14 protein-coding genes and 3 tRNA genes are annotated in these 13,072 nt (G+C 63.7%); 4 read left to right on the top strand and 13 right to left on the bottom strand.

Translation table 11 applies throughout. From position 1 onward, the window contains the following. Positions 1-55: 55 nt before the first annotated feature. From tyrS to B6V74_RS09745, 3 genes are all read left to right on the top strand, one after another. Entirely contained in the window at positions 56-1,303 is a 1,248-nt protein-coding gene (gene tyrS / locus B6V74_RS09755; RefSeq protein WP_088722678.1) for a tyrosine--tRNA ligase, read from the top strand. 74 nt (positions 1,304-1,377) lie between these two features. Continuing rightward, on the top strand, positions 1,378-1,560 hold the full coding sequence (locus tag B6V74_RS09750) for a DUF4169 family protein (RefSeq protein WP_078523133.1): 183 nt from the start codon (positions 1,378-1,380) through the stop codon (positions 1,558-1,560). Beyond that, positions 1,557-1,781, top strand: a complete 225-nt coding sequence (locus tag B6V74_RS09745; protein ID WP_075776606.1) for a ribbon-helix-helix domain-containing protein — start codon at positions 1,557-1,559, stop codon at positions 1,779-1,781. Before B6V74_RS09750 ends, B6V74_RS09745 begins: the two co-directional genes overlap by 4 nt. Here the strand turns inward: B6V74_RS09745 and B6V74_RS09740 are convergent. The 3 genes from B6V74_RS09740 to B6V74_RS09730 form a co-directional block, all read right to left on the bottom strand. Further along, positions 1,757-2,530, bottom strand: a complete 774-nt coding sequence (locus B6V74_RS09740) for a lysophospholipid acyltransferase family protein (protein ID WP_075776631.1) — start codon at positions 2,528-2,530, stop codon at positions 1,757-1,759. The genes B6V74_RS09745 and B6V74_RS09740 overlap by 25 nt on opposite strands. A 50-nt stretch (positions 2,531-2,580) precedes the next feature. Next, positions 2,581-3,357, bottom strand: a complete 777-nt coding sequence (locus tag B6V74_RS09735) for a GNAT family N-acyltransferase (RefSeq protein WP_240497088.1) — start codon at positions 3,355-3,357, stop codon at positions 2,581-2,583. Between the two features lie 169 nt (positions 3,358-3,526). Beyond that, positions 3,527-3,706 (bottom strand): DUF3553 domain-containing protein, encoded by a 180-nt coding sequence (locus tag B6V74_RS09730; RefSeq protein ID WP_233243185.1) that lies wholly within the window; start codon positions 3,704-3,706, stop codon positions 3,527-3,529. 25 nt (positions 3,707-3,731) lie between these two features. On the opposite strand from B6V74_RS09730, the gene B6V74_RS09725 reads away from it, so the two are divergent. Beyond that, the gene (locus B6V74_RS09725) at positions 3,732-4,346 is read left to right on the top strand and encodes a histidine phosphotransferase family protein (protein WP_088722677.1); all 615 of its coding nucleotides are present in this window, start codon (positions 3,732-3,734) and stop codon (positions 4,344-4,346) included. Positions 4,347-4,386: 40 nt separating this feature from the next. Here the strand turns inward: B6V74_RS09725 and B6V74_RS09720 are convergent, their stop codons facing one another. From B6V74_RS09720 to B6V74_RS09675, 10 genes are all read right to left on the bottom strand, one after another. After that, the gene (locus tag B6V74_RS09720; protein WP_168184207.1) at positions 4,387-5,652 is read right to left on the bottom strand and encodes a glutamate-5-semialdehyde dehydrogenase; all 1,266 of its coding nucleotides are present in this window, start codon (positions 5,650-5,652) and stop codon (positions 4,387-4,389) included. Beyond that, positions 5,652-5,909 (bottom strand): RND transporter, encoded by a 258-nt coding sequence (locus B6V74_RS09715; RefSeq protein WP_088718736.1) that lies wholly within the window; start codon positions 5,907-5,909, stop codon positions 5,652-5,654. Before B6V74_RS09715 ends, B6V74_RS09720 begins: the two co-directional genes overlap by 1 nt. 82 nt (positions 5,910-5,991) lie before the next feature. Beyond that, positions 5,992-6,068: transfer RNA gene (locus B6V74_RS09710), tRNA-Asp, on the bottom strand. A 315-nt stretch (positions 6,069-6,383) separates the two neighbouring features. Continuing rightward, complete coding sequence (locus tag B6V74_RS09705) at positions 6,384-7,325, bottom strand: pirin family protein (protein WP_088722676.1); 942 nt, start codon at positions 7,323-7,325, stop codon at positions 6,384-6,386. Between the two features lie 135 nt (positions 7,326-7,460). Next, positions 7,461-7,536 (bottom strand) — tRNA-Val (locus B6V74_RS09700). Positions 7,537-7,578: 42 nt separating this feature from the next. Further along, positions 7,579-8,292, bottom strand: a complete 714-nt coding sequence (locus B6V74_RS09695) for a dimethylsulfonioproprionate lyase family protein (RefSeq protein WP_168184206.1) — start codon at positions 8,290-8,292, stop codon at positions 7,579-7,581. 135 nt (positions 8,293-8,427) lie between these two features. Beyond that, positions 8,428-8,502, bottom strand: a tRNA-Val gene (locus B6V74_RS09690). Between the two features lie 59 nt (positions 8,503-8,561). Then, on the bottom strand, positions 8,562-8,993 hold the full coding sequence (locus B6V74_RS09685; protein WP_088722675.1) for an HU family DNA-binding protein: 432 nt from the start codon (positions 8,991-8,993) through the stop codon (positions 8,562-8,564). A gap of 111 nt (positions 8,994-9,104) precedes the next feature. Next, positions 9,105-11,519 carry an endopeptidase La gene (gene lon / locus B6V74_RS09680; RefSeq protein WP_075774719.1) on the bottom strand — a complete coding sequence of 805 codons (2,415 nt, stop codon included), beginning with the start codon at positions 11,517-11,519 and terminating at the stop codon, positions 9,105-9,107. A gap of 210 nt (positions 11,520-11,729) precedes the next feature. Next, positions 11,730-13,064 (bottom strand): ATP-binding protein, encoded by a 1,335-nt coding sequence (locus tag B6V74_RS09675; RefSeq protein ID WP_075774718.1) that lies wholly within the window; start codon positions 13,062-13,064, stop codon positions 11,730-11,732. Positions 13,065-13,072: the final 8 nt, after the last annotated feature.

The raw sequence follows: 13,072 nt of genomic DNA, 5'->3' as shown, positions 1-13,072 counted from the left end.
TCCCTCTCGTCGCCTGCCCCGATATACGCACGCTCAGACGAAAGGAACAAGCACGATGACCTACCATCCGAAATCAGACTTCATGCGCGTGATGATCGAGCGGGGCTTTCTGGCCGACTGCACGGATTATCAGGGGCTGGACGAGGCTTTGGCGAAAGGCACCGTGCCGGGTTATATCGGCTTCGACGCGACGGCGAAGTCGCTGCATGTCGGCTCGCTGATCCAGATCATGATGCTGCGCTGGCTACAAAAGACCGGCCACCAGCCGATCACCCTGATGGGCGGCGGCACGACGAAGGTGGGCGACCCCTCCTTCCGCGCCGATGAGCGCCCGCTGCTGACGCCCGACCAGATCGACGACAATATCGCGGGCATCAAGCAGGTGTTTGCGAAATACCTCGATTACGAGGCCGAGACGCCGGCTCTGATGCTCAACAATGCGGAATGGCTCGATGGGCTGAACTACCTCGATTTCCTGCGCGATATCGGGCGGCATTTCTCGGTGAACCGGATGCTGTCGTTCGAGAGCGTGAAATCGCGGCTGGATCGCGAGCAGAGCCTCAGCTTCCTCGAATTCAACTACATGATCCTGCAGGCCTATGACTTCCTCGAGCTGAACCGCCGCTACGGTTGCCTGCTGCAGATGGGCGGCTCGGATCAATGGGGGAATATCGTCAACGGGATCGACCTGACGCGCCGCGTGCTCGATCAGGAGATCTTCGGACTGACCTCGCCGCTTCTGACAACCTCGGACGGCAAGAAGATGGGCAAATCGGCCTCGGGCGCAATCTGGCTGAACTCGGACATGCTGAGCCCTTACGAGTTCTGGCAGTTCTGGCGCAACACGACAGACGCCGATGTTGGCCGCTTCCTTAAGCTTTATACCGAGCTTCCGGTCGAGGAATGCGAGCGTCTGGGCGCGTTGGAAGGCTCCGAGATCAACGCGGCGAAGGTGCGGCTGGCCAACGAGGTCACCGCGCTCTGCCACGGCTGGGAGGCCGCGCATGCTGCCGAGGCGACCGCGCGCGAAGTCTTCGAGAAGGGCGGCGTGGGCGACGACCTGCCAACGCTTACGCTGACGGTCGAGGAACTGGGCGACGGGATCAGCCTCGCGCAGCTCGTGGTGCGCTCGGGCCTCGCGAAATCGGGTAAGGACGGCAAGCGGCTGATCGCGGAAGGCGCGCTAAAGGTCGATGACGAGCCCTGCGCCGATCCGGGCCGCATGTTCACCGCCGCCGATCTGGAGACCCCGGTGAAGCTGAGCGCGGGCAAGAAGCGTCACGCGCTGGTCGAAGTCGAGTAACTCTATCGGGCGCGCCTCATGCGGGCGCGCCCAAGCCCCTTTTCCGATACGATCGGCTGTGGCACTCTTTGCTCATGAGCAAGGTCACCAATCTCAACCAGTTCCGCAAACAGCAGGCGCGCGTGAAGAAGCGCGAGCAAGGCTCTGTGAATGCTGAGAAATTCGGTCGCAGCAAGGCCGAGAAAACGCTACAGGAAAGCCGCGCCACGAAAGAGCGGCGCGATCTCGACGGCCATCAGCGCGAGCACGACGAATGAGCCGACCGAAGAAACGCTCCCTGACGCTGGGCGGGCACCGCACCTCGGTCACGCTGGAGGATGAATTCTGGCGTGCCTTCCGCGATATCGCCCATGAGAAATCATTAGGCCTCAACGAGTTGGCAGCCGAAATTGATGTGGATCGCGGCACCGAGACGGGCCTTGCCACGGCAATCCGCCTCTACGTGCTGGCCTATTACCGGGCGCGTGCGATCTCGTAAGGCAAGCCGCGACGCACGGCGCTTTCCGCAGCCCATGCAAGCTCCTTGCGCGAGCGATAGTCGGAAACCGAGAGCGGCGCGTGGAACACCACTTCGACCGCGCCCTGCCGCGCCTGTGCCAGCACCTTGATCAGATGCGGCCCGAACTCCATATCGCCCCACCAGCCATAGAACCGCACGTCCTCGCCCGCGGGGGGCGTGTAGACCACGGTGACCGGCTGGATCTGCATCACGCGCTCCAGCCCATGGCTGTAGAAGGCCTGAAACAGCGTCGGCTTGAAGGGCAGCACCCGGCGCGCATCGGTCGAGGTGCCCTCGGGGAAGAACAGCAGGTGATGGCCCGCCCGGATGCGATCCTCGAACAGCCCCTGCTGCGTCTTTGCCTCACGCGGATCGCGCTTGATGAAAACCGTGCCCGTGGCCCGCGCGAGCCAGCCGACGAAAGGCCATTTGGCGACCTCGGCCTTGGAGACGAAATAGACCCGCTGGCAGGCGTTGAGCGCAAAGATATCGAGCCACGATCCGTGATTTGCGACCACCGCCCCGATCTTGGTCATCGGACGCCCCGTGACGCGATAGGAGATCCCGAGGATCGGGAAGCTCATCCGGCAGACCGCTTGCGTGATCCACGGCGTCCAGGGCCGCGCCAGCCCGTGAACCGGGCGCTCCACCAGACGCACCAGCAGCAGCACTACAAGCCCGATCAGCAGCATCAGCCCCCAGATCAGACCGCGCAGCCCCGCCCGCATCCAATCGAGCGCGCCGAGCTGCTTTGGATCGGGCTCGTCTTCGATCCAGCTCACGCGCGGCCCTCGAAACGACGGGTGTAGAAGCTGCGATGCTTGTCGCTCATCGCCTTGGTATCCATGAGCAGGAGAACGTCGGTCGTGTTGAACGGATAGTCGATGAAAGCCCCCTCGCCCACGAAGCCGCCGAGCCGCAGATAGGCCTTAATCAGATTGGGCATTTCGGCCAGCGCCGCACGCCGATCCAGCGCCGCCTCAGGCACGAGGTCCATTGACTGGAACGCCTCTGGCCGCGCGCGCGGACGCATGTGCGCGGGCGCTAGGTGATGGTGATGCAACCACGACAGCGGCGCTTTCAGCTTCTCGGCATCGGTGCCGTGGAAGGACGCAACGCCGAAGAGAATCTCGATGTCATGGGCAAGGACGTAATCGGCCAGCGCATTCCACAAAAGCAGCATTGCCGCCCCGCCCCGATAGTCCGGATCGACGCAGGAGCGCCCAAGCTCCAGCAACTTGCGCCCGGTGCCGACCAGCGGCGAGAGGTCGTATTCGCTATCGCAATAGAATTGCCCTGCCCGCTCCAGCCGATCCGAAGGTAGCAGCCGGTAGGCGCCCACCACATGCTCGCCTTCAGCGCGCGCGGGATCGACCAGCAGAAGATGATCGTAGATCGCGTCGAGCCGATCGCTTTCCAGACGATTTTGGTGATCGACCGTCTCGCCGCCGCCGCCGAGTTCTTCGACGAAAACGCGGTAGCGAAGCCGCTGCGACGCCACGAGATCGGCGGCATCGCGGGCCAGCCGGATTTCGAATGCGGCGCTGTCGATCACGGGCGTCCTCCTGCCGATATTCGCTGGCCCGGTTTAGAAAGCCGCGCCCGGATTGGCAATATCGCACGGCGCGGAGCGTGTCATGGACGCATCACGACGGGGGGCGATGCGCCACATCCTCCGGTTGACGGAATTTCTCGCGTGACCTCACGCGCCTGTTAACGTTTCATCAACTTTGTTCAGAGAAAACCAATTCCAACGCGACCCGCCGACCGTCCAGGACAAGCTTGCCTTCATGTTCAAAATTGACCGTCACCTTTTCGCCGATACGCGATTGCACCTGGCCAGTGCCCCAGTCGGGCTGGGCGGGATTCCTGACCAGCATGCCGGGTTCTAGAATTTCATAGATCACATTTCACCTTCTGGAGAGTTTGATGCCATTCGAGACCGCGAATGCGGGTGCGGAGGACGCTGATTTGATCGAACTTGTCGCGTCGCGCCTGTGCCATGACCTTATCAGCCCGATCGGGGCCATCGGCAATGGGGTAGAATTGCTCACCATGACAAGCGAAGCGCCCGGCCCGGAGGTGGAGCTCATTTCGCAAAGCGTGGCGGCGGCGAATGCGCGCGTCAAGTTCTTCCGGCTGGCCTTTGGACGCGCCGGACCCGATCAGCAGTTGAGCGAAGCGGAAATCACCGGGTTGCTGGGCGAAGTCTCCGCTCAGAGCCGCGTGGAATACGATTGGCGGGCGCCGGGAGAGACGCCGCGCGCCGAGGTGAAACTGGCGCTTCTCGCGATGCTTTGCCTCGAAACCGCGCTGCCCTTCGGCGGCGATATCCGCGCGATGCCCTGCGGCGACGGTTGGATGATCACGGCGCGCGCCGAGAAAGCGCGACCCGATTGTGCGGCCTTCGCGGCGCTCGATGGGGAGCCGCTGGACCTGACGCCCGCGCGGGTGCAATTCGCGCTCCTGCCGCGCGAGGCGGCGCGTCAGGGTCGCAGACTCGATTGGTCGGTCGATTCCGAAGGCGGCACGATCGCCTTCTGACAGCGACCGCGTCAGGCTAAAATCGGAGGGTACGGTGCGCTCAGGGACGCACCGTGCCGTGGCCGGTCACCAGGTACTTGAACGAGGTGAGCTGCTCGGCGCCCACCGGCCCGCGCGCATGCATCTTGCCGGTCGCGATACCGATCTCTGCGCCCATGCCGAACTCGCCGCCATCGGCGAATTGGGTGGAGGCGTTGCGCATCAGGATCGCGCTGTCGAGCCGCTCGAAGAAGCGGTCGGCGGCGGCGTCATTCTCGGTCAGGATCGATTCAGTGTGCTGGCTGCCATAGCGGCGGATATGTTCGATCGCGCCATCCACGCCATCGACGATCTTCGCCGCGCAGATCATATCGAGGAATTCGCGCCCGAAATCTTCCGCACTTGCCTCGGTGACACCCTCTATTTTCAGCAAATCGCCCGTGCCGCGCACCTCGACGCCTGCTTTGAGCAGGTCTTCGATCAGCACGCCACCATGTTTCTCCCAGAAGGCGCGGTCGATCAGCAGGCACTCCATCGCGCCGCAAATCCCGGTGCGCCGGGTCTTGGCGTTCACCACGACGGCCCGCGCCTGTTCCAGATCGGCTGCCCCGTCGGCATAGATATGGCAGATGCCCTCGAGATGGGCGAAGACCGGAACACGCGCCTCGGCCTGCACCAGACCGACGAGCCCCTTGCCCCCGCGCGGCACGATCACGTCGATGAATTCGGTCGCGCGCAGCATCTCGGCCACAGCGGCGCGGTCGCGGGTCGGCACGAGCTGGACCGCCGCCTCGGGCAGCCCCACCGCACGCAGCCCTTCGAGCAGGCAGGCATGGATCGCACGGCTGGAATGGAAGCTCTCCGAGCCGCCGCGCAGGATCACCGCATTGCCCGATTTCAGGCACAGCGCGCCGGCGTCCGCCGTCACGTTGGGCCGCGATTCATAGATCACCCCGATCACGCCCAGAGGCGTGCGCACGCGCTTGATATGCAGCCCCGAGGGCATGTCCCATTCCGCGATCGTGTCGCCCACCGGATCGCGTTGCGCTGCCACCGCCCGCAATCCCTTGCCGATCGCCTCGATCCGCGCATCGTCCAGCATCAGCCGGTCCATCATCGCGGGGCTCAGCCCCTTTTCGGCCCCGTAGGCCATGTCCTCGCCATTTGCGGTGATGATGTCATCTTTACGCGCGAGCACCGCATCGGCCGCCACTTCCAGCGCCTTCTGCTTTACCTCGGCGCTGGCGAAGGCCAGTTCCGCCGCGGCCGCCCGCGCGGCAGCGCCCATCGTCTCGATCAGCCCTTTAGCGTCCATGTCGTCTTTCATTACGCCCCCCTACCGGATTTCCCGGTCTGTCCGGTTTTCACCCATTGCGCCAGCTTCACCGCCAGCACGACCCACGGGAGCCCGTGCATCACCAGATCGAACCAATCGACCGTACGCACCAGCGTGCCCGCCGCCAACATCTTCAGCTTTTCCCAAATATGTGGCTCTGGGGTGAATGGCGCGAGACCCAGCAGACCCGCGAACAGGACTGCTTGCAGCAGGGTGATGTGGTCGAAAAACTGCTTGATCCAGCGCATGCGCTCCTCCCGAAACTTCGCCCGGATATAAGCGACAGATGCGCGTTTCACAAACGCAACTTTACCGTAAAAGGGGGGAAAGTGGCGCGGTTGACGGGGCTCGAACCCGCGACCCCCGGCGTGACAGGCCGGTACTCTAACCAACTGAGCTACAACCGCTCGCATCATCTGCCCGGATCGCCGTCCGAGCGTGGGGAGGGTATTACGCGGGCGACCTGCCCCCGTCAAGCGGCCTGAGAGCAAAAATCCGACGAATTTTCACCTGCCGTTCGGGCAAGCAAATCGCGGGCCCTCAGTGCGCATCCGCGGCCCTTATTTATCGCGCCCGCACGCGCCCCGATGAGATGCGCTTTCTGCTTCCCCTTGGCAGAAATATCCCGGGGGAGACCGAAGGTCGGGGGCGGAGCCCCCTCTTCTTTTAGTTTTGTCGCCGTCCGGCGACGGGGGCAGCGCCCCCTTTCTCGGCGGATGCAATCAACGTTCCGGCGCGGGAATGAACTCCGCATCATCCGCGGGCGGCAGTTGGAATCGGCCATGTGCCCAGTCGCCCGCGCGCCATGCCTCTTTGGCCGCGTCGATCTTGTCGCGCGAGGAGGCCACGAAATTCCACCAGATATAGCGCGGACCGGCCATGGTCGCGCCGCCCAGAACGATCAGCCGGGCGCCCTGCCCGCCCGCCTTGAGCGACACCCGGTCGCCGGGGCGGAAAACGAGCATCCGACCTTCCTCGTAGGTTTCGCCCGCGACGGTGACGGAGCCTTGCAGCACATAAACCCCGCGATCCTCGTGATTGTCAGGCAGCGGGATCTGCGCGCCCGGATCGAGCTTCGCATCGGCGTAGAACATCTCGGAGGGCAGATCGATCGGGGCATGCGCGCCCCAGGCATCGCCCAGCACCAGCCGCACGGTCTTGCCCTCGGCCTGCAATTCGGGAAGCGCTTCGGCACCCACATGTTTGAACGCCGCCTGCCCCTCTTCCTGATCCTCCGGCAGCGCAACCCATGTCTGGATACCCGCGAGATGCTGGCCGCTGTCGCGGACCTTGCCGTCAGTGCGCTCGGAATGGGTGATGCCGTAGCCCGCACTCATCCAGTTCACCGCGCCTGGCGTGATCCATTGATCGGTGCCCAGCGAATCGCGGTGATGCAGGCGGCCTTGCAGCAGGTAGGTCACAGTCGCGAGCCCGATATGCGGGTGCGGGCGAATGTCGATACCGCGCTGGCCGGAGAGGAACTCCACCGGGCCGATCTGGTCGAAGAAGATGAACGGGCCGATCATCTGGCGTGCAGCCGAGGGCAAGGCGCGGCGCACCTCGAATCCACCAAGGTCGCGCGCTCGGGGCGCGATAACGGTTTCAATGGCGTCGACGGCATCGCCGATCGGAATTTCGGGGTCGAGGGCGGGGTTCCAGCTCATCGGAGCGCTCCTTTCCTGTGGTTGAGGGAAAGGTAGCATCGCGGCGCGCATATCATAGAGCCATGCGCGAACAGAGTCTGAGCGCGGTCGCGCAACGACACGCAAGCCGTTGATATCCGTACTATTCATGGGGAATGGTGGGCGGTGAGGGACTCGAACCCCCGACATTCTCGGTGTAAACGAGACGCTCTACCAACTGAGCTAACCGCCCCCGACCCCTCCTCTAGCTCCGCCTTGCGCGGGGATCAAGGGCTCAGATGCCTTCGCGCATCCGCGCCTTGCGGGTCGAGGAGAGTTTCATCCCCGGCGCGGACAGCCGCGCTTCCGGCCCGACCCAGGCATAGGCGAGCAGGCAGGGATCGAGATCGGCCGTGGTGATGCGGTGTTCGTGATCGGGTCGGTTCAGGATCAGCGACCCCGGCGCATGCACCGCAGTGTCATTTTCCGACCACGGGCCCGCGACCGAGATATAGCTCTCCTCGATCTCCTTATGGCTGTGCTGCGGATAGGTCGTGCGCGGCGCGAACAGGACGAATCCCAGCACCAGCCGATCCGAGGCCACCGGACCGCGCGGACCCAGCACCTCGCAATAGGCATATTTGCGTGCCAGCGCCTTCGGCACTTTCTCGTAGCCATATTCCCATGTCAGCTGGCTCGCGACACGCGACAGCGCCCGCGCCATGCCCGCCACCGCACCGCGCTCGCCCAGATCGAGTGCCCGCGACAGATGCGCGGTCACCGGTTTCGGCTGCGGCTGGCGCGGCGTCACTGGGGGATTGGTGTCGATGATCTGCGAGAGCGTGTCGCGCACCCGTTTGCGGTGGCTGCGGATGAGGCGACTGCCGCCCGCCGAGCCATGACGGTAGAGCGTGTCGAATTCCCGCAGCAGATAGAGCCAGTCCGGACAATCGGAGACGCGCAGCCCCTCGTCGGGGGACGTTTCGTTCATCGGCATCGTGTCGGTCATCGCATCCTCCGCGTCTCGCGCCTCGGGCGCTTCTCTGGCGTGCTGTCTGGCCCATAATCTGACGCCGCGGGGCGCAGAAAACTAACCGGAAAACGACGAAGGCGCGTCTGTTCAAGACGCGCCTTCGTAGGAAAATGGTGGGCGATGAGGGATTTGAACCCCCGACATCATCGATGTGAACGATGCGCTCTACCGCTGAGCTAATCGCCCTCCGTGGCGGGCTTTTAGCGTCCCGCTTCTGGCTCCGCAAGAGGGTTTTCGACGAAATCTCAGCCCCGGTTTTCGACCTCGCTTTCCAAGGCGTCGTCCTCGGCCTGCGCGGCGCCATCCGCCTCTGCCGCGACGGCCTCGAGCATGCCCGAAGGGCGGCGCAGCTTGACCACGAGGATCTCGTCGCCGTTCTTCTCGAACTGGCGGTTGATCTTCAGCTTGCCGAGCGGCGGGATGCTGAGTTCCTCGCCTTCCGAGAGCGCCTCGCCCAGAACTTTCAGCACGGCCTCCGACATTGCTTTCGCCTCGCCGCGCTTCACGCCAGCCTCGACCATCACCCGATCCACGAAGCTTCGCTTGCGCACGAGCGCCTTCGCCTCGCCCCCCGGATCAGGAGCTGCCGGCGTGAGCGTCGCGGCGGAGGCCGGAGGTGTCGCGGGCGTCGCGACGGGGGGCTTGCGGGTCGATTTCGGCTTCTGGCTCTTGGCCATGGCGGCTCCTTTTTTGACCGGAATAAAAGGAGGTTACGTGCAAATGCCTTCAGATGCAAAAACGCCCGCCGCGATATGCGACGGGCGTTTTCGTTTTCAATCCAAAGCCGATCAGTGCGCGGTTGCGCCCTGTGCGTCCGATTTGGCCGCGGCTGCGGCGGCGGCTGCCGCCTCTTCGGCCTCTTCGTCCCAATCGACCGGCTCGGGCTGACGCACCAGCGCTCGAGCGAGGACTTCGCGAACGTGAGTGACCGGCACGATTTCCAGCCCCTCCTTCACGTTGTCGGGGATATCCGCGAGGTCTTTTTCATTCTCCTCGGGGATGAACACCGTCTTGATCCCACCGCGCAGTGCCGCGAGCAGTTTCTCTTTCAAGCCACCGATCGGCATCGCGTTGCCACGCAAGCTGACCTCGCCGGTCATGGCGATATCCTTGCGCACCGGGATTCCGGTCAACACCGAGACGATGGAGGTCACCATCGCCAGACCCGCAGAGGGCCCGTCTTTCGGCGTCGCGCCATCCGGCACGTGGACGTGGATGTCCCACTTCTCGAAGCGCGGCGGCTTGATGCCGAATTGCGGCGCGACCGAGCGGACGTAACTGGATGCCGCGTCGATCGATTCCTTCATCACGTCGCCCAGCTTACCGGTGGTCTTCATCCGGCCTTTACCCGGCAGGCGCAGAGCTTCGATCTGCAGCAAGTCGCCGCCCACGGAGGTCCAGGCGAGGCCGGTCACGACGCCCACCTGATCTTCCTTCTCGGCCAGACCGTAGCGGTGCTTTTTGACGCCCAGATATTCGCCCACCTTCGCCTCATCGACGGTGATGTGCTTGATCTGACCCTTCGACTTGATGATCTCGGTCACCGCTTTCCGGGCGAGCTTCGCGATATCGCGTTCGAGGTTCCGCACGCCCGCCTCGCGGGTGTAGTAGCGGATCACGTCGGTCAGCGCGCCATCGGTCAGTTCGAACTCGTTCTTCTTGAGCCCGTGACCCTTGATCTGCTTCGGGATCAAGTGCTGCTTGGCGATCTCGGCCTTCTCGTCCTCGGTGTAGCCGGCGAGCGGGATGATCTCCATCCGGTCCAGAAGCGGGCCCGGCATGTTGTAGGAGTTCGCCGTCGTCAGAAACATCACGTTCGAGAGGTCGTATTCCACTTCGAGATAGTGGTCCACGAAGGTCGCGTTCTGCTCGGGGTCGAGCACTTCAAGCATGGCCGAAGCCGGGTCGCCACGGAAGTCCTGACCCATCTTGTCGATCTCGTCGAGCAGGATCAGCGGGTTCGTGGTTTTCGCCTTCTTCAGCGCCTGAATGATCTTACCGGGCATCGAGCCGATATAGGTCCGACGGTGGCCGCGGATCTCGGATTCGTCGCGCACGCCGCCGAGCGAGATGCGGATGAATTCGCGCCCCGTTGCCTTGGCGACAGACCGGCCGAGCGAGGTCTTACCCACGCCGGGGGGACCCACGAGGCACATGATCGGGCCTTTCAGCTTGGCCGAGCGCGCCTGCACGGCGAGATACTCAACGATGCGTTCCTTGACCTTCTCGAGCCCGTAGTGATCGGCATCAAGCACGGCCTCCGCCTTGCTGAGGTCTTTCTTTACGCGGGATTTGGTGCCCCACGGGATCGAAAGCATCCAGTCGAGATAGTTGCGCACGACGGTGGCTTCCGCCGACATCGGCGACATCGACTTGAGCTTCTTGAGCTCGGCCTCGGCCTTTTCCTTGGCCTCTTTGGAAAGCTTCGTGTTCTCGATGCGCTCTTCCAGCTCGAGGATCTCGTTCTGGCCGTCTTCGCCATCGCCGAGTTCCTTCTGAATGGCCTTCATCTGCTCATTCAGGTAGTACTCGCGCTGGGTCTTCTCCATCTGCGTTTTCACACGGGACTTGATCTTCTTCTCCACCTGGAGAACCGAGACCTCACCCTGCATGAGCCCGTAGACCCGCTCCAGCCGCTCGGAGACGTCGAGCGTTTCCAGAAGCTCCTGCTTCTGGGCCACTTCCAGCCCCAGATGGCCCGAGACGAGATCGGCCAGCTTGTCCGCTTCGGTCGCGTCGGCCACGGCCGAGAGCGCCTCTTCGGGGATGTTCTTCTTGATCTTCGCGTAGCGCTCGAATTCCTCGGCGACCGAACGCAGCAGCGCGCGGATCGTCTCCACGTCGCCCTCGGTTTCGATCAGCGGCTCGGCATTCGCTTCAAAGTAGTCGTCATTCTCGACGAACTCGCTGATGCGCACGCGGCTCTTGCCCTCGACCAGAACCTTCACGGTGCCATCGGGCAGTTTCAGCAGTTGCAGCACGTTGGCGAGCACGCCAACGCGGAAAATCCCGTCTGTGTCGGGGTCGTCTTGCGACGGGTCGATCTGGCTCGCGAGCAAGATCTGACGGTCATCCGCCATCACCTCTTCGAGTGCGCGCACGGATTTCTCGCGCCCGACGAAGAGCGGCACGATCATGTGGGGGAAAACCACGATATCGCGCAACGGCAGGACCGGATGGGTGACAGAGCTAAATTCGGTCATCGGCGTTCCTCTCTTGGCAGGAGGGTCCGGCCCCGTTTTCGGCGACCACGTCCCTCCCCTGTTCGACCCAATATCTAGGAGCCGCGAAGCGTCCATTCAACTAGGCCATGTCACTCATCCGTCACAATGCGTGGCCCCGGGACAGGCCGCAAGAGGCGATCTCGCTGCCGTGAGCGGTTCGTGCGCGCGCGTGATCGAACGTGTAGCCGCTCACCGCGGCAGGATCATCTCGGCCATCAAGCCGCCAAGCCGTTCGGATCGCCCGAGTTTCAGCGATCCGCCATGGCGCCGCAGGATGTCAGCGGTGATCGAGAGGCCAAGGCCCACCCCCTGCCCGCGATCCTGATTGCGCGCCGGATCGAGCCGCGTGAAGGGCAGGATCGCCTCTTCGCGGCGTTCGGGCGGGATGCCAGGGCCGTCGTCATGCACCGCGATTCGCCATCCCGTGCGCGCGATCGAGACGGTAATCTCGGCGCGGGTGCCGTAGCGGACCGCATTGCCGATCAGGTTTGCCAGCGCGCGTTTGAGCGCATCGGGACGGAAAGTCGCCTCCTCCTCCGTGTCGCAATCGACGAGCGTCACGTCGCGGCCCATCCGCCGCATGTCTTCCACCACGCCTTCGACGAAGCCGCAGATCGGCAGCGTCTCCGGCTCGCCATGCGAGGCGCCGTCGCGCGAAAAATCGAGGAAGGCATCGACAAGGCGACCCATCTCGTCGACGTCGCGCTCCATTGCGCGGACCTCGTCCGTCTCCTCCATCATCGACAGCCCGAGCCGCAGACGCGTGAGCGGTGTGCGCAGATCGTGGCTGACACCCGAGAGCATCAGCGTGCGCTGCTCGATCTGCCGCTCGATCCGGTTGCGCATGTCGAGAAAGGCGCGGCCCGCGGCGCGCACCTCCGTCGCCCCCGAGACGCGGTAATTCAGGTTGCGCCCCTTGCCGAATTCCTCCGCCGCATGGCTCAGCCTGCGGATCGGGCGCAGCTGATTGCGCAGGAAGATATAGGCGATCAGCGTCATCAGAATGGAAACAAAGACCATCAGAACGAGCAATTGGTGCGGATTCGACGCCGATACCCGACTGCGCGCGAAGGTCACCGCCAGCGGCCCGTTCGGCGTCTCCTGCACCACCCGCACGGAGTTGGTGGTGTTGTCGAGAACGATCGAGCGAATCTGCGACAGATTGGTGCGCAGGGTCGAGATCACCACGATCCCGGTGAGATCGAAGAAGTTGCGCGTATCGCCCCGCTGCGACGCAATATCCGTCGGCGCCGGGAATTGCGAGGTGAAGTTCAGTGTCTTGTCGAGCACGTCGAGCCGTTCGCGCGCAACCTCTGCCGTCGGCGCATTGGTCGCGACCTGATCGAGCAGCGCGATCTCGCGCACCATCCCTTCGGTCATCTGCTGCGTGACACGTTCGAAATGGCGCTGGATGAAGACGACGGATACCACCAGCTGGATCGTGACCACCGGCAGAATCAGGATCAACGCGGCCCGCCCATAAAGCCCGCGCGGCATCATCTGTTTCAGCCAGCGAAAATTCATGCCAGAAC

The sequence above is a fragment of the Thioclava sp. F42-5 genome, from assembly GCF_002213195.1.
GTDB lineage: Bacteria > Pseudomonadota > Alphaproteobacteria > Rhodobacterales > Rhodobacteraceae > Thioclava > Thioclava nitratireducens.
Note: the sequence above shows the minus strand (reverse complement) of the source record. Positions and strands in the feature narration are given on the sequence as shown.